The 20,185-nt window shown below is 68.9% G+C and carries 16 protein-coding genes and 2 pseudogenes; 11 read left to right on the forward strand and 7 right to left on the reverse strand.

Annotated features, from left to right (window positions below; all coding sequences use genetic code 11):
- The first annotated feature begins 251 nt into the window (after nucleotides 1-251).
- From EAO72_RS15430 to EAO72_RS15440, 3 genes are all read left to right on the forward strand, one after another.
- Nucleotides 252-1,907, forward strand: a complete 1,656-nt coding sequence (locus EAO72_RS15430) for a sigma-70 family RNA polymerase sigma factor (RefSeq protein ID WP_148017909.1) — start codon at nucleotides 252-254, stop codon at nucleotides 1,905-1,907.
- Between the two features lie 379 nt (nucleotides 1,908-2,286).
- Nucleotides 2,287-3,570 carry a cation:proton antiporter gene (locus tag EAO72_RS15435; protein WP_148017910.1) on the forward strand — a complete coding sequence of 428 codons (1,284 nt, stop codon included), beginning with the start codon at nucleotides 2,287-2,289 and terminating at the stop codon, nucleotides 3,568-3,570.
- Nucleotides 3,571-3,793: 223 nt separating this feature from the next.
- Nucleotides 3,794-4,990 (forward strand): phospholipase D-like domain-containing protein, encoded by a 1,197-nt coding sequence (locus EAO72_RS15440; RefSeq protein ID WP_261991490.1) that lies wholly within the window; start codon nucleotides 3,794-3,796, stop codon nucleotides 4,988-4,990.
- A gap of 123 nt (nucleotides 4,991-5,113) precedes the next feature.
- Here EAO72_RS15440 and EAO72_RS43065 read toward each other — a convergent pair.
- The 5 genes and pseudogenes from EAO72_RS43065 to EAO72_RS15465 form a co-directional block, all read right to left on the reverse strand.
- Nucleotides 5,114-5,335, reverse strand: a pseudogene (locus EAO72_RS43065) (RNA polymerase sigma factor); the annotation flags it as partial.
- An 82-nt stretch (nucleotides 5,336-5,417) separates the two neighbouring features.
- On the reverse strand, nucleotides 5,418-5,855 hold the full coding sequence (locus EAO72_RS15450) for an STAS domain-containing protein (RefSeq protein ID WP_148017912.1): 438 nt from the start codon (nucleotides 5,853-5,855) through the stop codon (nucleotides 5,418-5,420).
- Nucleotides 5,852-6,949: a cobalamin B12-binding domain-containing protein gene (locus EAO72_RS15455; RefSeq protein WP_148017913.1), complete on the reverse strand. Its 1,098-nt coding sequence runs from the start codon at nucleotides 6,947-6,949 to the stop codon at nucleotides 5,852-5,854. Before EAO72_RS15455 ends, EAO72_RS15450 begins: the two co-directional genes overlap by 4 nt.
- Complete coding sequence (locus EAO72_RS15460; protein WP_148017914.1) at nucleotides 6,946-8,622, reverse strand: SpoIIE family protein phosphatase; 1,677 nt, start codon at nucleotides 8,620-8,622, stop codon at nucleotides 6,946-6,948. Before EAO72_RS15460 ends, EAO72_RS15455 begins: the two co-directional genes overlap by 4 nt.
- 235 nt (nucleotides 8,623-8,857) lie before the next feature.
- Nucleotides 8,858-10,039: a PP2C family protein-serine/threonine phosphatase gene (locus EAO72_RS15465; protein WP_148017915.1), complete on the reverse strand. Its 1,182-nt coding sequence runs from the start codon at nucleotides 10,037-10,039 to the stop codon at nucleotides 8,858-8,860.
- A gap of 93 nt (nucleotides 10,040-10,132) precedes the next feature.
- Here EAO72_RS15465 and EAO72_RS15470 point away from each other — a divergent pair, with 93 nt between their 5' ends.
- The 4 genes and pseudogenes from EAO72_RS15470 (at nucleotide 10,133) to EAO72_RS15485 (ending at nucleotide 13,579) form a co-directional block, all read left to right on the forward strand.
- Nucleotides 10,133-10,621, forward strand: a complete 489-nt coding sequence (locus EAO72_RS15470; RefSeq protein ID WP_148017916.1) for a MarR family winged helix-turn-helix transcriptional regulator — start codon at nucleotides 10,133-10,135, stop codon at nucleotides 10,619-10,621.
- Between the two features lie 49 nt (nucleotides 10,622-10,670).
- Nucleotides 10,671-11,072, forward strand: a complete 402-nt coding sequence (locus EAO72_RS15475; protein ID WP_315986306.1) for an ABC transporter permease — start codon at nucleotides 10,671-10,673, stop codon at nucleotides 11,070-11,072.
- Nucleotides 11,073-11,087: 15 nt separating this feature from the next.
- Nucleotides 11,088-11,880: pseudogene (locus EAO72_RS15480) on the forward strand (helix-turn-helix domain-containing protein).
- A 325-nt stretch (nucleotides 11,881-12,205) separates the two neighbouring features.
- Nucleotides 12,206-13,579, forward strand: a complete 1,374-nt coding sequence (locus EAO72_RS15485; protein WP_148017917.1) for an alpha-lytic protease prodomain-containing protein — start codon at nucleotides 12,206-12,208, stop codon at nucleotides 13,577-13,579.
- A 251-nt stretch (nucleotides 13,580-13,830) separates the two neighbouring features.
- On the opposite strand, the gene EAO72_RS15490 is transcribed toward EAO72_RS15485, so the two are convergent.
- Both EAO72_RS15490 and EAO72_RS15495 read right to left on the reverse strand, forming a co-directional pair.
- Complete coding sequence (locus EAO72_RS15490; RefSeq protein ID WP_148017918.1) at nucleotides 13,831-14,898, reverse strand: aldose 1-epimerase family protein; 1,068 nt, start codon at nucleotides 14,896-14,898, stop codon at nucleotides 13,831-13,833.
- Nucleotides 14,895-15,641 (reverse strand): SDR family NAD(P)-dependent oxidoreductase, encoded by a 747-nt coding sequence (locus tag EAO72_RS15495; RefSeq protein WP_148017919.1) that lies wholly within the window; start codon nucleotides 15,639-15,641, stop codon nucleotides 14,895-14,897. The genes EAO72_RS15490 and EAO72_RS15495 overlap by 4 nt, the downstream gene beginning before the upstream one ends.
- A 199-nt stretch (nucleotides 15,642-15,840) precedes the next feature.
- Here EAO72_RS15495 and EAO72_RS15500 point away from each other — a divergent pair, with 199 nt between their 5' ends.
- Genes EAO72_RS15500 through EAO72_RS15515 form a run of 4 tightly spaced genes read left to right on the forward strand, consistent with a single transcriptional unit; the run spans nucleotide 15,841 to nucleotide 20,126 of the window.
- The gene (locus EAO72_RS15500; RefSeq protein WP_148017920.1) at nucleotides 15,841-17,049 is read left to right on the forward strand and encodes a CaiB/BaiF CoA transferase family protein; all 1,209 of its coding nucleotides are present in this window, start codon (nucleotides 15,841-15,843) and stop codon (nucleotides 17,047-17,049) included.
- On the forward strand, nucleotides 17,046-18,143 hold the full coding sequence (locus EAO72_RS15505; RefSeq protein WP_148017921.1) for an extracellular solute-binding protein: 1,098 nt from the start codon (nucleotides 17,046-17,048) through the stop codon (nucleotides 18,141-18,143). The genes EAO72_RS15500 and EAO72_RS15505 overlap by 4 nt, the downstream gene beginning before the upstream one ends.
- A complete protein-coding gene (locus EAO72_RS15510) occupies nucleotides 18,140-18,943 on the forward strand; it encodes an enoyl-CoA hydratase/isomerase family protein (protein WP_148017922.1) in 804 nt (267 codons plus the stop codon). Before EAO72_RS15505 ends, EAO72_RS15510 begins: the two co-directional genes overlap by 4 nt.
- 10 nt (nucleotides 18,944-18,953) lie before the next feature.
- Entirely contained in the window at nucleotides 18,954-20,126 is a 1,173-nt protein-coding gene (locus EAO72_RS15515; protein WP_148017923.1) for a fumarylacetoacetate hydrolase family protein, read from the forward strand.
- The last annotated feature ends 59 nt before the right edge of the window (nucleotides 20,127-20,185 follow it).

Here is a 20,185-nt window from a genome sequence, read left to right on the forward strand (position 1 = left end):
ACCAAGCACACCATCTGACGCGGTTCGGTTGTCCCCACCTTCCCTCTCGACCTGGTGCGGACCCCGTGCGACCTCACCGTCACGGAACCGGCGCTGGAAGAGCATTCTGCTCGGCCTGCGGCGGGGCGGCGCAAGGCCCTACAGAGGCAGGTGGTGGAAATTGAGCCCGGAAGAACTGTTATGCCGGCCGCCTGCGACGGTCTCCCAGTCATCGGGCATCATCAGCGGCTGACGGACAGGGAAGTTCTTACATGAGCAATCAGCAGATAGCCGACCCAGTGGCCCTGGTGAACGCTGCTCGTCACGGGGACGTGGAGGCGCAGGAGGCACTGGCAGGCGCGTACCTTCCACTCCTCTACAACATCGTGGGCCGGGCGCTGAACGCTTCGTCGGACGTGGACGACGTGGTGCAGGACACCATGCTCCGTGCGTTGGACGGCTTGAACGGCCTGCGGGCTCCGGAGAGCTTCCGCTCCTGGCTGGTGGCGATCGCGATGAATCGCGTCCGCGCACACTGGCAGGACTGCATGACCACTCCGGGCGCACTGGAGGAGGCCGGCGAGGTCGCCGACCCCGGCGCCGACTTCGTCGATCTGACGATGGTGCGGCTGCAACTGTCCGGTCAACGTCAGGAGACGGCGCGTGCGACGCGGTGGCTGGAGCCCGACGACCGGAGCCTGCTGTCCCTGTGGTGGCTGGAGTGCGCAGGGGAGCTGAGCCGGGCCGAGGTAGCCGAGGCTCTTGAGCTGTCGCCCCAATCCACTGCGGTCCGCGTGCAGCGGATGAAGGCGCAACTGGAAACGGCCCGCGTCGTTGTGCGCGCACTCGACGCGCAGCCGCCGTGCCAGGACCTTCGCAGGACTCTCACACCATGGGACGGCCGCCCCTCGGCACTGTGGCGCAAGCGCATAGCCCGGCACGCGCGTGACTGCGTCCGGTGTGCCGGAATGTGGAGAGGCATGATGCCTGCCGAGGGACTGCTTGCGGGGCTGGCGCTGGTACCGGTGCCAGCGGCCTTGGTCGCGCTGTATCCCGCGCAGGACGGGAGCATGGTGTCCATTGCCGCTGCACGGCCGTTCGACGCAGCGGTGAGCGATGGCGCGTCAGCTGCCCCGTCCGGCCGGCACCGTTCTTCGGCCGGTCGGAACCCAGGCCCTCGAAACACGTCGCGCGCCGACGCGCGCCGACGCCGCCGCAACCAGCGGCGGGCGGTCGGTGGCGCGGTGCTGGCTGTCTGCATGACGGGCGGGGGCCTGTGGTACATGTCCCTCGGGCCCGGAGCCGGTAGTCGCGGCGACAGCACGGCGCACACCTCGGCGGGCCCCATCGCTGACCTTGCGGCCCCCGAAACCGATACCCCTACGTCAATGCCGCCGCCGCTGCCGTCGGCATCGACGTCCGTCGCAGCCTCGCCCTCTGCGAAGAGGAGCCCCTCCGTCGCCCCCAGCCGAAAGCCGAAGAAGAGCGTGGCTCCGGAGCCGACTGTCACGCGCGCGCCAAGTGCCACCACCGCACCACCGGTCCCTGTGAGTACCACGGCCCAGGTCGTCAGCCTGGTCAACAAGGAACGGGCGGCGGCCGGATGCGGCGCGCTCACGGAAGACGCGCAGCTTACGGACGCTGCCCAGCGGCACTCGGACGACATGGCAGCCCGCGACTTCTTCGAGCACACCAACCCCGACGGCGCCGACCCCGGACAGCGCGTCACCGACGCCGGATACCGCTGGTCGACGTACGGCGAGAACATAGCCCGGGGCCAGCAGACACCTGAATCGGTGATGGAATCATGGATGAACAGCCCCGGCCATCGCGCCAATATCCTCAACTGCTCCTTCAAGAACATGGGGATAGGCATCCACAAGGGGTCCGGCGGGCCGTGGTGGACCCAGGACTTCGGCGCGAAGTGACCGGCTGGCGGTGGCCATCGGCCCCAGGAGCAGCCCTTTCGGTGCTGCTCCGGACGATGCTCTGACGGCGTCTACAGGGCGAAGGTGCGGGAGAAGGACAGGCGGTGCGGCGGGTGGCCGGCTTGTTCAAGGGCGGCTGCGCTGGTGGCGCCCGTTCGTCTGGCATCCGAGGTCCGCATCAGCGAAAGCTTCGATGACCAGGGTGGCGTACAGCGGTCAGGGGTGAGCTGGCCCGGGCGAGCGTTTGGTGACGGCCCGTGGAGCGGGCGTGGGCTCCGAGCCGCGGGGTATGCGGATATTCCGCCCGCAGCAACCACAGTCAGTACGACCGTCTCCTTCGGCTGCGTGTGGCCCGAAGCGACAGAAAGACTGCGACCGGATGACGTTGGCACACGGCATATACGTGGCAGCAGGCATGGGCATCCTTCTGGCTGCCATCCTTCCCCCAGTGGTCCATAGACGTCCCTTCTCCCTTCCCATGGTGTTCCTCCTCGCGGGCGCGGCGATTGCCCTGCTGCCGCTCGACATGCCCGTAGCGGACCCCGTACGTCACCGGGTCTGGGTCGAGCATGTGACGGAGGTCTGTGTGATCGTGTCCCTGATGGGCGCGGGGCTGGCGATTGACAGGCCGTTCGGATGGCGTGCGTGGGCAGGGGCGTGGCGCTTCCTGGGGGTTGCCCTTCCGCTCACCATCGCTGCCATGGGGGTGCTGAGCTGGTGGCTCATGGACTGGCCCCCGGCGGTGGCCTTGCTGCTGGCGGCGGCGCTGTCGCCCACCGATCCGGTGCTGGCCGCGGAAGTGCGGGTCGGCGAGCCCACGAGCGGCGACGACGAAGGGGACGAGGAGGAGGTGCGCTTCACGCTGACGTCCGAGGCCGGTCTCAACGACGGCCTGGCCCTGCCCTTCGTACTCGCCGCCATAGCACTGGCGACCGCAGCGGGCGAGGGATGGTCCGCAGACTGGGTCGGCCACTGGCTTCTGGCCGACGTACTCCTGCGAGCAGCCCTCGGGCTGGTCGCGGGGGTGGCCCTCGGCCGTCTCCTCGGATGGCTGTTCTTCCGCTCGCCCCACGTGCACCTCTCGCACCGAATGGAGGGTTTCACCGCGCTCGGCGCCACCTTCACCGTTTATGGGATCACCGAGTTGGTACACGGATACGGTTTCCTCTCCGTGTTCATCGCTGCTTGCACCATCCGGTCCGCCGAACGCAACCACGGATACCATCAAGTGCTGCACGGCTTCAGCGAACAGATCGAGCGTCTGCTGACCGCTGTCCTGCTCTTCCTTCTCGGTGTCTACCTGGTCGCTGACGGGCTCTCGATCCTCGGTCTGCGAGAAGCTCTCCTGGGGATCGCTCTCATCCTCGTGATCCGCCCGCTCGCCGGTGTTGCCGCCCAGCTGGGGTTTCCTTCCGGTCGGCGCGAGCGAGCGGTCACGGCACTGTTCGGCATCCGGGGGATCGGGTCGCTCTTCTATCTCACGTACGCACTCGGGGAAGGGCCCTTCGCCCGGTATGCCGACGAGTTGTGGGCAGTCGTGGCGTTCACGATCCTCGCCTCGGTGCTCGTGCACGGCGCGACCGCCACGCCGGTGATCAGGCACCTGGACCGGCGGCGTTCCCAGTCCCGTGGACGTAGTGAGCATTCCCCCACCTCACATTGATGCGAAGTGAAGGAAATGGACGGCCTGCACGGCTCTCGGTGATCCGGTAGGTGCCGCAGCGGAGCGTCCGGCGGGCTTTTGGGGGTAGATGCTTGCTGCTCGGAAGCTCTACGGCCGCCTGCAGACCATGTCTGGAGTGCCGAAGAGGTGCCATACCGGTCCCTTCTCCCGCCCCGAACCGCACAGGTGGAACATGAGTGACATAGCCGTAACCCCCGTCGAAATGGGTCTGCATGACAGTGCGGATAGGGATGCAGGGGTCCGTGACCGGCGCTCGCTGCGACTGAGACGCAGGCTGGAGCGCCTGATCGGGATCGCGGCCACCGAGGGCAACACCATAAGAACCCTGCGCAACGGAGACGAGATCTTCGGGGCGATGCTGGCAGCGATCCGGGACGCCGAACACACCGTGGACATGATGACGTTCGTGTACTGGCGCGGCGAGATCGCCGAGAAGTTCGCCGCGGCACTCGCAGACCGGGCCCGTGCTGGGGTGCGGGTACGCCTGCTGCTCGACGGGTTCGGCAGTCGGCTCATAGAGAAGGACCAACTGGATCTGATGGACGAGGCGGGGGTGGAAGTCGCCTGGTTCCGTAAGCCTCTCTATCTCTCGCCTCTCAAGCAGAACCATCGCTGCCACCGCAAGGTCCTCGTGATCGATGAGCGGACCGCGTTCACCGGTGGTGTCGGGATCGCCGAGGAATGGTGCGGTGACGCGCGCAACGAACACGAGTGGCGGGACACCCACGTACAGGTCAGCGGGCCGGCCGTGGACGGACTGGCCGCCGCGTTCGCCCAGAACTGGGCCGAGTGCCACGACGAACTGTTCGACAGCCATGACCGATTCGTCACCTGCGAGCAGCAGGGCAAAGCGGTGGTCCAGGTGGTGCGCGGTTCGGCGTCCTTCGGCTGGCAGGACATGCAGACTCTGATCCGGGTCGTCCTCGAATCCGCTGAGGAACGCCTCCGGCTCACCACTGCGTACTTCGCTCCCGACGCCTTCTTCACCCGACTGCTCTGTGCCGCCGCCAAGCGCGGGGTGGAGGTCGAGATCCTGCTGCCTGGCCCCCACACCGACAAGAGGGTCTGCCAACTCGCCGGACAGCGCTACTACGAAGAACTGATCGCCTGCGGCGTGAAGATCTACCAATACCAGCCGACGATGCTGCACGCCAAGGTCATCACCGTCGACCGGATCGCCTCACTGGTCGGCTCGACCAATTTCAACCGGCGCTCGCTGGACCACGACGAGGAGGTCATGCTCGCCGTGATGGACTGCGACTTCACCGCTGCTTTGGACCGGCACTTCGAGGAGGACAAGGAGAAGAGCGTGCTCATCGAATGTGGCCGGTGGAAGCGCCGCTCCGTCATGCAGCGTGCCCGAGAGGCTGCGGTCGTGCCGATCCGGCGCTACCTCTGAACGACGCAGCACCGGTGGTGATGGTGGGGGCCGGGTTCCATGGCCGCATGACCGAGTGGGAGGGCCGCGCAAGCCTTGGCGTCGGCGCCGGAGGTCAGGGTGTCCTCGCGGTGGACGCGGGCCGCGTCTGATGCGCGTGGTCTGCAGACGGTCGGCGATGCCCAGAAGCCACGGCACGGCCGAGTCGCGGTCCAGCACCGTCTCCGACCGCCGGCGCCAGGCGTGCAGGAACACGGTCGAGGTCAGGTCCTCGGCCTCGGCCCAGTCGGCAGTGCGCCGGGACAGGTGGTGGCAGACGGTCTTGGATGCAGTTTCGGTCTCGCCGGTTCCGCATGCCCCTGGCAGCGGTGCGTCCAACTGCGCGCCGGCCGGGACTGCTCCGGCACTGGGGTGGCTCAAGCCTCGCCGCTTCGGCCCCTCGTGTTGGTCACACGGTGGGCGCTGAAGGCGGGGAGGCGTGCAACGGGTTCTTGGCCCGTGCGGACAGCTCGTCGGCGTGTGGCTGTTGGGCTTGTCCGTGCTGGGATTCCTGGCCATCGATGGCGAAGAGGTGGCGGATTCCGGTGAGGCGCAGGATCCGCTCCAGGAACGGTGGCGGGTTCTCCAGGTGGAGGCGCACGTCACGCGCTGTGGAACTGCGGTGGATCTGGATCAGTGTGGAGACGCCCATGGAGTCGCAGGCTCTCAACTGGGCGCAGTCCAGGTACAGGTCGCGCATACCTGACAGCTCGGCGATGCAGTTCTCCGCGTACTGGAGGATTTCGTCGGCCGTGTCGTAGTCCAGATCACCTGCGAGCCGCAGAGACGCGGTTTCCGGTCCGGCTTCAACGGTGAGGGTGAAGGAGGGGCGGGGCATCGCGGTCATGTGAGAGCTCCGGAATGTCGGCCGGCGGCTGCCGCAGTGCAGTCCAGGGCGACGCGCGCCTGGCCGAGCAGCCGGATGGATCGGGGGAATTCCTTCAGTTCGGCCGTCAGTATGTCCAGGGCTGGGTGCAGGGACTGAGCGGGGACGTGGCGCGCGGTGAGGATGCTCGCGGTCCAGGTGATGAAGGTGGTGAACAGGTCGTCGTCGTCGGTGTAAAGAGCGACGGTCAGGAATTCGACGATGTGTGCGATGTCCTCGGCGGTGCGCCGACGCTGCTGATCGCTGTAGGCGGCCATCGCCGGGAAGCGCTCTTCCATCTGCGCAAGGACCTCTTTGACGAGTTGCCCCTGCGTGCGGGTGACAAGGGTGTATTCCTGATCCGCGAGGTGGGGCAGGTCATCGATCTGCAGGCGCCCGGCGGCCAGGTTGGGCGCGGCGATTCCGTCCGCGAGTTGCTGTGCGGCGGTGCGGGCATCGGGCGCCCAGGCGTTTGCGCCGAGCAGGCGTGCGTAGCGGCCGTCGGGTCCGAAGGCGGCCCCGCCGGCGAGGACGGGTACGCCGATGGACTGGCAGGCGGTGATCGCGCCGTGGGCTGCGGGGATCCGGGTGGGGATGGAGGAGGAGAGGGCCACTACGTCCGCACCGGTGTGATGGAGGTGGGCGACGAGGTGGGGGGTGGGAACTTGAGCGCCGAGGAAGTCGACCTCCCAGCCCCGCAGGGTGAGGACTTCGGCGAGGAGGCGGGCGGGCAGAACATGCCATTCCTGTTCCACGCACGCCACGGTGACCCGGCCGAGATGCGGTGTGGTGAGGGAGGTGGGGTGGTGGGCGAGAGCGGCGACGACGCGCTCGGCTATGGCACTGGCGGCATGTTCCTGCGCGACGGTGATGCGGTTGGCCGCCCATTCGGTGCCGACCCGCATCTGCACAGGGGCGATCACGTCCAGGAGGGCCGATTCGGCGTCCATTCCGTCGTCCAGGGCGGTGAGGACGAGGCCGGCGGCGGCGAACTCGTCGCGATCGACGGCCGCAGCCCACAACCGCTCCCGAAGTCCCTGGAGGTCACCGCCGTCGGCGGTCGTGCATGTAGTCATGCGGTGTACCTGCCCCGGGTGTGGCCGTTCACCGCGCTCAGGTGGTTGGTAAGGGGTGCGGTGATCGCGACGACGGCCATGTCATCGTGTCTGCCCTCGCGCAGCCACTGCGAGGCGAGCATCTGGATGTGCTCGACGACTGCCTCACTGGGCATGTTCGCGCATTCCGACAGTGCCTCCATCAGGCGTTCTTCGCCGTAGAGGTCGTCGCCGAGCGGCCCGCCGCGGGCTTCTGTGATCCCGTCGGTGTACAGCAGGCAGGTTTCACCGGGCTGCAGGGTGGTTTCCACGGTGTGGGACTCGACGAGGGGAAGGGCTCCGATCAGTGTGCCGTGGGTCTGGATCTCATCGACCCGGCCGTCGGCCCGTACCACCAAGGGCGGGGGATGGCCGGCCGAGGTCAGGCGCAGCCGTACCGTTTTGTCCGAACGCTGGACCGAGGCCATGACCATGGTGGCGAAACGGGCGTGATGGGAGTTGAGGAGCGCCCCGTTGAGGAGTTGCAGCATCCGCTGGTGATCGTCCGCCATCGGGACGAGCGCGTGCAGGGTGTTGCGGATCTTGCCGGTGAGTACGGCTGCGTCGAGACCCTTGCCACAGACGTCCCCCAGGACCACCAGTGAAGCCCCGGTGTCGGTGCTGCCCGGGTGGACGTCGTAGAAGTCCCCCCCGACGCGCTCGGTCGCCCCCGCCGGGCGGTAGCCACCGGCGAACTCGACCCCATTGATCCGGTGCAGTTGTGGCGGCAGCAGATCACGCATCAGTGTCTTGGTGATTTCGGTCTGTTCGGCGTACATCCGGGCGGCTGACAGAGCGGCACCTGCCCGAGCGGCGAACAGCCGGGCAAAGATCTCCTCGTTCTCCGTGAACTGCCCACTGCCGCGCAGCAGGATCAGCGCACCGGCCGGAACACCGTGGCCGGGCAGCGGGGTGATGACGACCGACCCGATCTCCCCGGCGTGCCCTGGGGGAGTGACCCACTCGGGCAGCGTCCTGGGGTCGAGCCACCGCGAGGGTACGGGCGGGAAGCCCTGCAAAGCCTCCTTCAGGCCCGGCAGCTGCGACGGATCCGCCACGATCAGACTGCGGATGGCCTCCTGACCCGCGGTGGCATGGGCGACGGGCAGTTTGTGACCCCTGGCCGGAGCCACGACGACCGCCGCATCCGCAAGATACTGAGAGGCGAGCTGTGCGGTGGCCGTCATGCACCGGTCGGAGTTCAGGGAAGCCAGCAGAACGTTGGAGGCCTCCGAGAGGAATGTGGTGCGTTCGCGCTCGGAGGCCAACGCTTCTTCGGCGAGCCGCCGGTCGGTGTCCTCGATCAGCCACCACACCACATTCCCGTCCCGTCCCCGGGTGGGATGCGCCACGAAGCTCTGCGCTTCGATCTGCCCCGACACCGAAGGGAGCGGGCCGCTGTGCCGAGAATCCTGGGCCGGAAGCGTGGTGCGGAGGACCGCCTCGTGGTGGGCCCTGGCGAGCCAGGCCGGAGCCAGGTCTGCCATGGTGGCCCCGGGCAGCGCCCCCGCCAGCAGGTGAGAGGCCGCAGGGTTGATCTCGATGACGGTGCCATCCGCGTGGGCCTCGATCACGGGATACGGGGCCATGCCCCACACACCGGACGCCGGACGCTCTTGAGTCTTCGTGACGGAGTTTCCTTTGAGAGGGGTCATGAGGGGGGACTCGCCTGTGGCGAGTCTCACCGCCTTCCACCTGGACGAAATACTTACCTTCCGGCAACCATCTCGCAGGCGCGTCGCTCATGGCAACCCGCCCCCTGCCGCGATGGTTCTGAGGGCGCCTCATGCTCGGCACTCCGCGTATCCCGCGATCTCGACCCCGTAGACGGATTCCTGGAGCTAAGTGCCGAAAGACCGCTTCTGTAAGATTTCCACCTCTACGTCGTGGTTAGCGCGTGGCCGGGCGGCCGTGCCAGTCCAGGCAGACGACCAGCGAGTCATCCGCGGCCGGGCCGGCCCCGCGATGCCCCAGCAGTTCCTGCAGCATCGTTCTCGGGACCTGTGACGCGGGGAGCAGGCGCGTGCTGGTGATCGACTTGGCCAGCGCGTGGAGGCTGTACCTCTCGCCCGCGGGCGACAAAGCGTCGTAGACGCCGTCGCTGATGAAAAGCAACCGGTCTCCGGGCTCGACCGTGAAGTGCTGCGAGGCATAGGACGTGTCCTCGAACATACCCAGCGGCATCTGGGCGTCGAGCTCGATCGGTTCTACCACCCCCTTGCGCAACCGCCAGATGCGGGGCGACCCGGCGTCAATGATCTCCACATCTCCGGTCGGCAGATGGAAGCGGAGCAGCAGTGTCGACAGGAACTGCCGCCCCTGGTGCTGGCCGTAGACAGCCTGGTCAGCCAGGAACGCCTGGTCCGCCAGGCTCAGCCCTGCTCGGCGGGCGTTGCGCAGCGCGTTGACGGCGAGGTTGGTGAGCAGAGCGGCGTCGATGCCTTCGCCCATGCCGTTGCTGACCGTCAGAGTGAGGTCGTCCGCAGAGGCCGACCAGTCGAAGCTGTCCCCGAAGATCGCGTAAGCGGGTTCGAGCTGGGCGCCGAGGCTGTACTCGATCCGGGAGCACGACCGCCCGGGCAGGAGCTGCCACTGCATCTCGGCAGCCAGAGTCAGCCGCTCGGCCCGGCGGGCCTGGAGGAACAGGTCGGTGTCCCGCTCCGCAACGACGACCTCGTGCGCCAGCGCACGCGCACACTCCTGAAGATCGTCTATCACGTCAGTCGCCACTTCGTCCTTACCGGGCGGCAGCGTGACGCTCAGCACTCCGAGCCTGTCCCCCCGCACGCTGACAGGCAGATGAACCGTTACGGTGGACAGATGCCCGTCCTTGACGCAGTACGGCTCCTGGGCACCAAAAGCGCGGCCTGCGTCTGTGTCGTACACCGACAGGGGTTCACGGGTTTGTGGCAGAACGCTGACCGGCTGCAGCCTGGTCATGGCGTAGTCAGCCATCAGAAGCTCCACCGCCACGGTTTGATAGCGACGCTCGATCAGGGCATGGAGCACGTCGAAAATCTCATGCGGCGCGGCCTCACGTAGAGCGCGTTCGACTGCACTGGGTCTCTCCACCGCTGCTGGCCCTGCTTTCCTTGACATATCGTTGTTGCTGCGCCTGCTCATATCGACCGTCCGAAACGGGCACAAGTCCAACGGGAGTGTCACATGCGCGAGGACCCCGCCGCCCTCCACTCGCAGGTGGCCGATGCCCTGTCGGAGGTGACCCAGGCCCTGGAACTGCTCGAAATCGCCTGGGAGCGCAGCCGCGATGTCCTCAGTACCGCACCCGTCTCCACCGCACAGACACGTGTGATGTACATCATTCAACGTGAGCCCGGGATCAACCTCAGCGCCCTGCGCCACCATCTGTCCATAGCCGCCCCCTCGGTCACTCGTCTGTGCGACCGCCTTCAGGCAGCCGGCTTCCTCCGCAGAACCCCCCGCCCCGAGGACCGCCGTGAAGTCCAGCTGGAGCTGACCGACGCCGGCGCGGCCCACCTTCGGGAAATTCGGCGTCGCCGCGAGCAGGCTCTTTCCCAGGCCATGAACCGCATGACGCCCGAGGCGCGTCAGGCACTGTCCACCGGACTCGTCGCCCTGTGCGAAGCCGCCCCCGAACCCCTCCAGCCACTGCACCACCAGAACACCGCTTGAACCGGCCGGCGTCGCCGGTATCGGATACACGGTTTCGGAGCTGGAGCGGTTGGCCAGCTCGAGAAGCTGGGCGGAGGTCGAGGCCGGAACCAACCGGTGCCGCTGTCGGGTCGGGCCATTCCTCAAGCAGGCCGACCCCCTGGCGCTGACCTGGCTCGCCGTGATCCCCGGGCTCTCCGCGTCGTCGGTCGAGGGAGCAGGCGCGTTCGCCTACCCCCTCATCTTCCTGCCGTTCGTCAGCTCGGCTTGCGTGCCCACGGAGACGATGCCCGGCCCGGTGCGCCGGTTCGCCGAACATCAGCCGGTGACGTCGATCGTCAACACGATCCGCAACCTGTTCGCCCAGCAGCCGGTCGGCGACGACATCTGGACCGCCCTCGTATGGTGCGTCGGCATCCTCGTCGTCGCGTACGTCTTCGCGATGACCGCCTACCGCCGGAAGATCGCCTGAAGCAGTCTGAGACCCATGCTCACCATCAGCCGGCTTGCGACCCACGCCGGCGTGACGGTGCGGGCGGTACGCCACTACCACCGGATCGGGCTGCTGCCGGAGCCCGGCGCGATCGGTCCGGATACAGGACCTACGACGCTGGCGCGATCGTGCGACTGATCCGGATCCCACCCTGGCAGATGCCGGCGTGCCGCTGGCCCGGGTGCAGGAACTCCTCGACGCCGGCCCGGAGGAGTTCGCCGGCGGCGTCCAGGAGATCGACAAGGATCTGCGAGCCGAGATCCGGCGGCTGCAGGGCACCCGCGGACGGCTCGCCCGTCTCGCTGCCGGAGAGCACCTGGCGCTCCCACAGAGCGTCGTGGACTACCTCGACCGGTTGCGCGGGCTTGGCGTCGAGGAGCAGTACATCGACATGGAGCGGGACGCCTGGATCATGATCGCCGCCCAGGTGCCGCACCTGATCGACGCCGTGATCGCCAAGAAGCACGAGGAGCTGGACGACCCCGACACGGTGAAGCTCTACAGCCTTCTCAGCGGCGCACTCGACTGGCCGGACCACGACCCGCGGATCGTCGAGGTCGCCGACATCATGGAGCGCCTGATGATTCGCGCTGTTGAGGCCGGCGAGGTGGATGCCGACGACGGCATCGACGACCGGTTCGTCGGCCTGCTGGACTCCACCATGATCGGTTCCTCACCGGGCGCCGCGCGGCTGCTGGCGATCCTGGAGGAGCGGGGCTGGAGGGGCTGGACCCGCATCGAGCGAGTGCCTGCCGAGAGACTCAACACTGACCTTCCGCCAACTTGAGGGCAGGTAAGGGTTCCTGGTGTGACGCTGTCCGGGGCAGATGCCCTGCTGGACGGGCGGCAACGGCCGCGCACCCGGCGTCGCGGTGGAAAGCCTCTGGGGACACACCGGCCGCTGCGGCGGTCCGAAGCTGCCCGCCTAGACGTTGGTCTGTACGCAGTTCCCGGACATGCCTTTGCATGCGGCGAGTGGTGCGTGGAGGCAGTTAGGCCGCATGGTGCCTTCCTGTCGGCCATCACGCCGGAAGCATGGGCGCAAAAGGCATCATTGCTGCCGTTTCGGTAATGCCTGTGGTCTCAACTTCCGATGGAACAAGGAGCACCTGATGGCCCACAGAAGCACCGGAGCCGCACCTGCTGCGCTGACCGCGGTCGGAGCCCTCCTGCTGACGGGCCTGCCCGTCGCGTTCGCCGCCGAGCAGCCCGCGCCCGCAACCGCATCCGCGCCCTTGGCGGCAGGGGCGGCCCCCGGGTGGAGCGAGCCGTCCGCTGCCCTGCTGAACGCGCTGCAGCGCGATCTGCACCTGACACCCGAGCAGGCGCGCGAGCGGCTGGGCAACGAGGCGGAGGCAGGTACGCGCGCCGGCCATCTCCAGATCGCTCTGGGCAAGAACTTCGCCGGCGCGTGGGTGCACGGCCAGGATTCAGCCAGCCTCACCGTGGCCACCAACGACGCGGCCGACGCCCCCGTCATCGAGGCTGCGGGCGCCGAGGCGCAAGTCGTCCCGTACGGCCTGGACGAGCTGCGGGACGCTGCGGCGAAACTGGACCGGGCCGCGGCCGACGCCAAGGGCCTCGACACGCCGGTGCGGTACGTCGACGTCCGTAGGAACCGGGTGACGGTGCAGGCCCCCAGGAGTGACGCCGCGGAAGCCCTTGCCGCGGCTGCTGGGGTGGACAGGGCCATCGTGAACATCAGTCTCTCCCCGGAACGGCCCCGCGCCCTGTACGACATCGTCGGCGGCGACGCCTTCTATGTACAGGCCGGACGCTGTTCCGTCGGCTTCTCCGTCACCAAGGGAGACGATCAAGGCTTCGCTACTGCCGGGCACTGCGGCACGGCGGGTACGGCCACGACCGGCTTCAACATGGTCACCCAAGGCACCTTCCAGGCGTCCACTTTCCCGGGCCAGGACACGGCCTGGGTGAAGACCGAGAAGGACTGGACAGCTGTACCACAGGTCAGGGGGGCGGGTGGTGAGAACGTCCAAGTGGCGGGCTCGACCCAGGCGCTGGTTGGCGCGGCGGTCTGCCGTTCCGGCTCCACCAGTGGCTGGCACTGCGGTGAGATCGAGCAGCACGACACCTCCGTCAGCTATGCGGAAGGCACCGTCAACGGGGTGACCAGGACAACGGTGTGCGCGGAGCCCGGCGACTCCGGCGGCCCCTACATCTCGGGCAGTCAGGCGCAGGGTGTCACTTCGGGCGGATCCGGGAACTGCACCAGCGGCGGCACCACCTACTTTCAGCCCATCAATCCACTCCTGGAGACGTACGGGCTCGTCCTCACGACCACCACCGCGCAGAGCGGCGACACGCCTGGCACGGAGACGTCGCAGGGATCCTGGGGGGCCGGCCACGTCTACCAGGTCGGCGACGAGGTCACGTACAACGGCGTCACTTACCGGTGCGTCCAGACCCACCAGGCGCAAGGAACCGGGCAGCCCGCAGACACGCCGGCGCTCTGGGAGCGCGCCTGACAGAGTGGTGACATGTCATTGACGGGCACCCCCGAGTGATGCGCGGCCGCCCGGTCCAGCCCGCAGACACGTGGGCGCGGATGTTGCCGGCCGGGCGCCGCACGATCGCGGCCGCAGCGCCGTGCCCCGCCGGCCCGGCCCGGGTGCCTGCCCTTCCACCCTCGCCACCCTGTGACCCACATATCCGGAGCGGCCGCGCCGTTGTCGGGGCCGGTGCTCGGCCCCGCGAAGCGGTCCGCTCCGTCGGTTGATCAGCCGGTCCGGCCTACCCGGAACGTCGTGGTGTACAGGCGTTCCTCACCCGGCTCCAGGAACGTCATGGATCCGTTCTCCCGGGCCGCGGGCTCGCCCTGTACATGGTGCGTGGAAGGCTCGAAGCCGACGGCGTAGGCGCCCTCGCGCAGGTGCATCCACTGGAAGAAGGACGGGAACTGCGCCCGGTCGTACTCCAGCTCGAAGTACATTCCCAGGCGGTCGTTCACCAGCCGGGGCCGTACCGAGCCGTCGGCGTCCGGTTCCAGTTCGTGCTCGTAGACCTGCTCGACGAATCCGGACAGCGGGCCCGGCATCTCGGTGTTCGAGACGCCCTGTTCGGCGACGCTGTCGCTCTGCCACAGCGTGCGGCGCAGCGGCAGCTCGTAGCGCGCGCCCTCGTCCAGGAAGGGCCAGCCGACGTTGATGTGGTAGAGGAACATGTGCGGTGTGGGGTCGAAGCCGGCGTTGCGCACCCGGTCGATGAGCCGGATCTCCGTCCCGCCGAGATCGGCCTCGATGCGGCGGGTGAGCCGCAGGTGCTCGCCAAAGATCGCGGCCTGGCGGACCTCGCCCTCCGCCCAGAGGACGCAGTGGTCCTCGTCCTGCCACTGCTCGCCGTAGCCGGTGAGCCGGGCGGGCAGGTTGCCGACCCGGCCGTGCAGTGCGTGGGAGGCGGTGCGGCGCGGCGGGTAGCGGTACTGCGAGGCGTCCACCTCGGCGCCGAACAGCGTGTGGTCGAGACCGGCGGTGAGCAGCAGACCCGAGAAGCTGCGCATCATCGACAGGCCGTCGTCGTCGCGGTACTCGTGCAGGCCGGGGTGGCGGAATCCGGTCGCGGAGCGCCAGCCGAACCCGCGGCCCAGGAACTCCGCCCCGCCGAGATCCATGGCCCGGTCCACGAGCACATCGAAGGAAAGTCCTGCGCCGGTACGGAACTCCAGCGTGCGGATGCCGCGTTCGGAGCCGTCGTCCAGGACGACGGACCGCACACCGCCGGCGGCTGCCAGGTCGCCCGCGTGACGGGCGACGGCGTGACGGTCGTAGTCGCGTCCGTTCAGGTTCACGCCATCACCCACCCTCCGTTGACCTCCAGGCACTGGCCGGTGACGAAGGAGGAGTCCGGTCCGGCGAGGAAGGAGACAGCCGAGGAGAGCTCTTCCGGGCGGCCGCGCCGCTTGAGTGCCTGATGGTCGAGCACATGCCGCGTATAGGCCTCGGGATCGTCGTGGATCTCCTCGGCCGCCGTGGGGAACGCGCCGGGGGAGACGCAGTTGACGCGGATCTCCGCAGGCCCGAGCTCGCGGGCGAGCGCGCGGGTGAAGGCGACGGCGGCGCCCTTGGTGGAGATGTAGGCGGCGAGCGAGTCCCAGCCTCCGTGCATGGTGATCGAGGCGACGTTCACGATCGCCCCGCCGCCCGTGCCGGCCATGCGGCGCGCGGCCGCCTGAGCGGCGACCCAGTAGGCGCGCTGGTTTACCGCGACCACATCGTCGTACTCCGCCAGCGGCACGTCGAGGAAGGGCCGGCTCGGGTATACGGCGGCGTTGTTGACCAGGACGCGCAGGGTGCCCAGCTCGGTCGCGGTCCGTTCGACCGCCGCTTCGACCGCCTGTGCGTCGCGCAGGTCGGTGGTGAGAGCCAAGGCGCGGGCACCCGACTTCCGCACCTCCTCGACCGTCTGCTCCAGTGATGCGGCGTCGCGGTCGAGCACGGCCACATCGTGCCCGTCGGCGGCCAGACGGGAGGCTATGGCGCGTCCGAGGGCGCCGCCGGCGCCGGTCACGAGTGCTGCTTGCGGTTGACTCATCGGTGGTTCCCATCTTCCCGGTGCCGGCCGGGCGCCGCGGGGCGGATCGAGGCGTTGACACTGCGAGCGGTGCCCGCATAGCGTGAATGTTAGCGCTGCCGGTAGCGCTAACAAAGAGCTTGGAACAACAAATGCGGCGAAGGCGCGGTGAGTCCCCTTCCCTCCCTCCTCCTCGCCTCCCTCCCCTTCAAGGAGTCCCATGACGACGCCTGACAAGCCCGGGATACTCAGCGGGTACCGGGTCCTCGACTGCTCCATCGCCATGGCCGGCCCGTTCGCGGCCCAGCGGCTCGGCGACCTCGGAGCCGACGTGGTCAAGGTCGAGCCGGTCACCGGGGAGTGGCAGCGTCATGCTGCCGCGGGAGGCGCGGGCGGGAACCGGATCAACGTCTCCTTCCTCTCGCTGAACCGCAACAAGCGCTCCCTCGCCGTCGACCTCAAGGACCCGGACGGCAAAGAGGTGCTCCGCCGGCTCGTGGCCGACGCCGACGTCTTCCTGCAGAACTACCGTCCCGGCGTCGCCGACCGCCTCGGCGTCGACTACTCCTCGCTGGCGGAGATCAACCCGTCGCTCGTGTACGTCTCCATCTCCGGCTACGGCGAGGACGGTCCTTACGCCCAGCGCCCCGGACAGGACCTGCTTCTCCAGGCGATGTCCGGTGCCATGCTCTCCGCGGGCCGCGCCGGCGCGGCACCGCAGGCCGCGGGCCAGTACCTGGTGGACGCCGTCACCGCGTCCACCGCCTTCGAGGGGGTGCTCGCTGCGCTGCTGCACCGCGAACGCACCGGTGAGGGACAGCTCGTGACGGTGAACATGCTCGACGCCGTCACGACACTCCAGATGCAGGAACTGTCGGTGCACACCGTGGGCGGCCTGGCGCAGAACCGCTCAGCCGAACCGCACGCACACGTCTACATCCGTGCACCCTACGGCGCGTTCGAGACCGCCGACGGCTACATCGTCCTCGCCTTCCCGCCGCTGAAGACACTCGGCGAACTCCTCGGCGAGGAAAGCTTCCTGTCCATGGAGGACGAGGAGCACGGCTGGACCCACCGCGACGAACTCTTCTCGCGCACCGCTTCCCGGCTCCGTACCCGTACCTCGCGCCACTGGCTCGACGCCTTCGAGACCGCGGGCGTATGGGCCGGACCGGTCTACGGCTACGCGGACCTGGTCGACGACCCGCAGATTCGCCACAACGGCACCTTCGTCACCTACGACCACCCCACCGAGGGCCGTGTGAAGGTGCCCGGGTTCCCTTACAAGTTCTCCGCCACGCCGCCTCGTATCGACCGAGGCGCCCCGCTCACCGGCCAGCATTCGCGCGAGATCCTGGCCGAAGCGGGCCTCGGCCAGGAGGAGATCGATGCGCTGTTCGCCTCCGGCACCGTGACGGAGACCCAGTGACCTACACCGGACTGACCTGGGACCACCCGCGCGGCCACGACGCCCTCGCCGCGGCGGCCGGCGACCTCGTGCACTGGTCCGTCCAGCCGCTGGAGGGCTTCGAGTCCCATCCCGTGGACGAGCTCTGCGCCCGGTACGACCTGGTCGTGCTGGACCATCCGCACCTCGGCGAGGCAATCGCCTCGGGCTGCCTCCGCCCGCTGGACGATCTCTTCGGCAGGGAGGAACTGGACGGCTGGCGTGCCGGCTCGATCGGACCCACCATGCGCTCGTACGCGATGGACGGCAGCCAGTGGGCCCTGCCCCTGGACGCCGCCACCCAGGTCTCCGCGACCCGCACCGACCTTGCCGGGGAGCCGCCCACCACCTGGGAGGAGGTGCTCGGCCTCGCGAGCCGCGCCCCGGTGGCCCTGTCGCTCGCCGGACCGCACGCCTTCCTCACCTTCGCCTCCGTCGCGGTCGCCCTCGGCGAGGAACCGGCCGCCGACCCCGGTGAACTGATCAGCGACACGACGGGACGCGCCGTCCTGGACCTCATGGCCGGGATCGACGCCCGCGCACCCGCCCGTACGCGCACTCTCAACCCGATCGGGCTGCTGGAGCTGATGGCGGGCACCGACCGCCTGGCGCACTGCCCGCTGGTGTACGGCTACGTCACCTATGCGGACCGGCTGTCGTTCACCGACGCCCCGGCCGCCGGGCCGGGGGGACGGCCGGGATCCACCCTCGGCGGCACCGGACTCGCCGTCAGTTCCCGCTGCACCCCCACCTCGGAACTCCTGGACCACATCCGCTGGCTGATGTCGCCCTCCACCCAGTGCGGATTCCTGCCCCGGCACAGCGGGCAGCCGAGCGCACGCGCCGCCTGGACCGACCCGGCGATCGTCGCAGCGGACTTCTACCGCCGGACCACCGCCACCTGTGAACAGGCGTGGGTCCGTCCCCGCCATGCCGGCTACATCGGCTTCCAGCGCGCGGGCTCCGCGGTTGTCCGGGACGCACTGGCAGGCGAGACCAGCCACCGGGCGGCAGTCGGCCGGCTGCGAGCTCTCTACCGCGCGAGCCGGACCACGAAGGAAGCAGGACGAGCATGACCGACACCACCAGCACCCCGCCCGACCTCGGCACCGGACACGTCCTGCTCGACGTCGCCGACCGTGTGGCCACCCTCACGCTGAACCGGCCCGAGAAACTGAACGCCGTGACCCCCGAGATGTCCCGCGCCCTGGTGCGGGCCGTGCAATGGTGTGACACCACGGACGACGTCCGCGCGGTGATCCTGACCGGTGCGGGCGGGCGCGCCTTCAGTGCCGGATCGGACATCCGCGAACTCGACGGCTACCGCACGCCGTGGGAGTTCCGCAACCGCGTCGACTACTGCGACGCCATCCGCGAGGCCCGGACGCCCACGATCGCGGCCGTCGGCGGCTACGCCCTCGGCGGCGGGCTGGAGACAGCTCTGTCCTGCGACATCCGGATCGCCTCACGGACGGCGTCCTTCGGAGCACCGGAGATCACACTCGGCTGGATCGGTGGCGGCGGCATGGCGGCCTTCCTCAGCCGTGCGGCCGGCCCGAGCAACGCGGCACTCATGCTGCTCACCGGCGACCGCATCGACGCCGCACGGGCGCTGGAGTGGCACCTCGTCAGCGAAGTGGTCGCCCCCGGTGAACTGCTCGACCGGGCCCGCGCCCTTGCCGCGGTCATCGCCTCCCGGGCCCCCGTGGCGGCGGAGACCGCCAAGATCAACCTGCGGGCGGCCGGGAATCTGCCCGAGGACCAGGCTCTCGCCTACGAACGGGACCTGCAGACGATCTGCTTCGCCACCGAGGACGCTGCCGAAGGCCGCCGCGCGTTCGCCGAGAAGCGCCCGCCCGTTTTCCGCAAGGCCTGAGAGGAACGACATGACCCAGTGGCCCGACGCCGCCACCACCCTGCCCGACGACGGCACGGAAGGGGCCCTCGTCGGCCGGGTCTGGCAGCCCGGCATCGGTCCCTGCGTCGTCGCCGTCCGCGAGAGCGGTGTGCACGACGTGACGAGGACCTTCCCGACCGTCCGCGACCTCTGCGAAACGCCCGACCCGGCGGCGCAGTTGCGCACCGCCGACGGCGAGCGCCTCGCCGGACTCGACGAACTGCTGGCCAACACACCGCCCGATTCACGTGATCCCGCACGTCCCTGGCTGCTGGCCCCCGTGGACCTTCAGGCGGTCAAGGCCGCCGGCGTGACCTTCGTGGTGTCCATGCTGGAGCGGGTGATCGAGGAACGTGTGCGGGGCGACGCCTCCGGCGCCGCCGAGGTGCGCGAGCGGATACGCGGACTCGTCGGGGACGATCCGGCATCCCTTCGGCCCGGCTCACCGGAGGCCGCCGCGTTGAAGGACCTCCTGGTGGCCCGGGGGATGTGGAGTCAGTACCTGGAGGTGGGCATCGGGCCCGACGCCGAGATCTTCACCAAGGCCCCCGTGCTGGCCGCCGTCGGCACCGCGACCGATGCCGGGGTCCTTTCCGTCTCGCGGTGGAACAACCCCGAACCGGAGATGGTGATAGTCGTCTCCTCCGCAGGGAAGGTCGTGGGCGCGACTCTCGGGAACGATGTCAACCTCCGTGATGTGGAGGGACGTTCGGCGCTGCTGTTGGCGAAAGCCAAGGACAACAACGCCTCTGCCGCCCTGGGGCCGTTCGTGCGGCTCTTCGACGCGGCCTTCGGGATGGACGACGTGCGGAAGGCGGCGGTGGCCCTGACCGTCGAGGGCGAGGAAGGGTACCGGCTCGACGCGGTGTCCTCCATGTCCGCCATCAGCCGCGATCCGCTGGACCTCGTCGGTCAGCTGATCGGCCCGCACCACCAGTACCCCGACGGTGCGGTGCTCTACCTGGGCACGATGTTCGCCCCCGTCGAGGACCGTGACGCCCCGGGCCAGGGCTTCACCCATCACGACGGAGACCTGGTCACCATCGCCACGCCCCGGCTCGGTTCACTCGTCAGCCGGATCAGGCCGAGCGATGCCTGCGAGCCGTGGACCTTCGGAATCGCCGATCTGATGCGCTCCCTGGCCGCACGGGGAGCGCTGTGACGCAGGGCGCGCCGTCCGCCCGGACCGGCCGGGCGGACGGCGCGGCGGCGGGCGCAATG

The sequence above is a fragment of the Streptomyces sp. OR43 genome (assembly GCF_008042275.1).
Classification (GTDB): Bacteria; Actinomycetota; Actinomycetes; order Streptomycetales; family Streptomycetaceae; genus Streptomyces.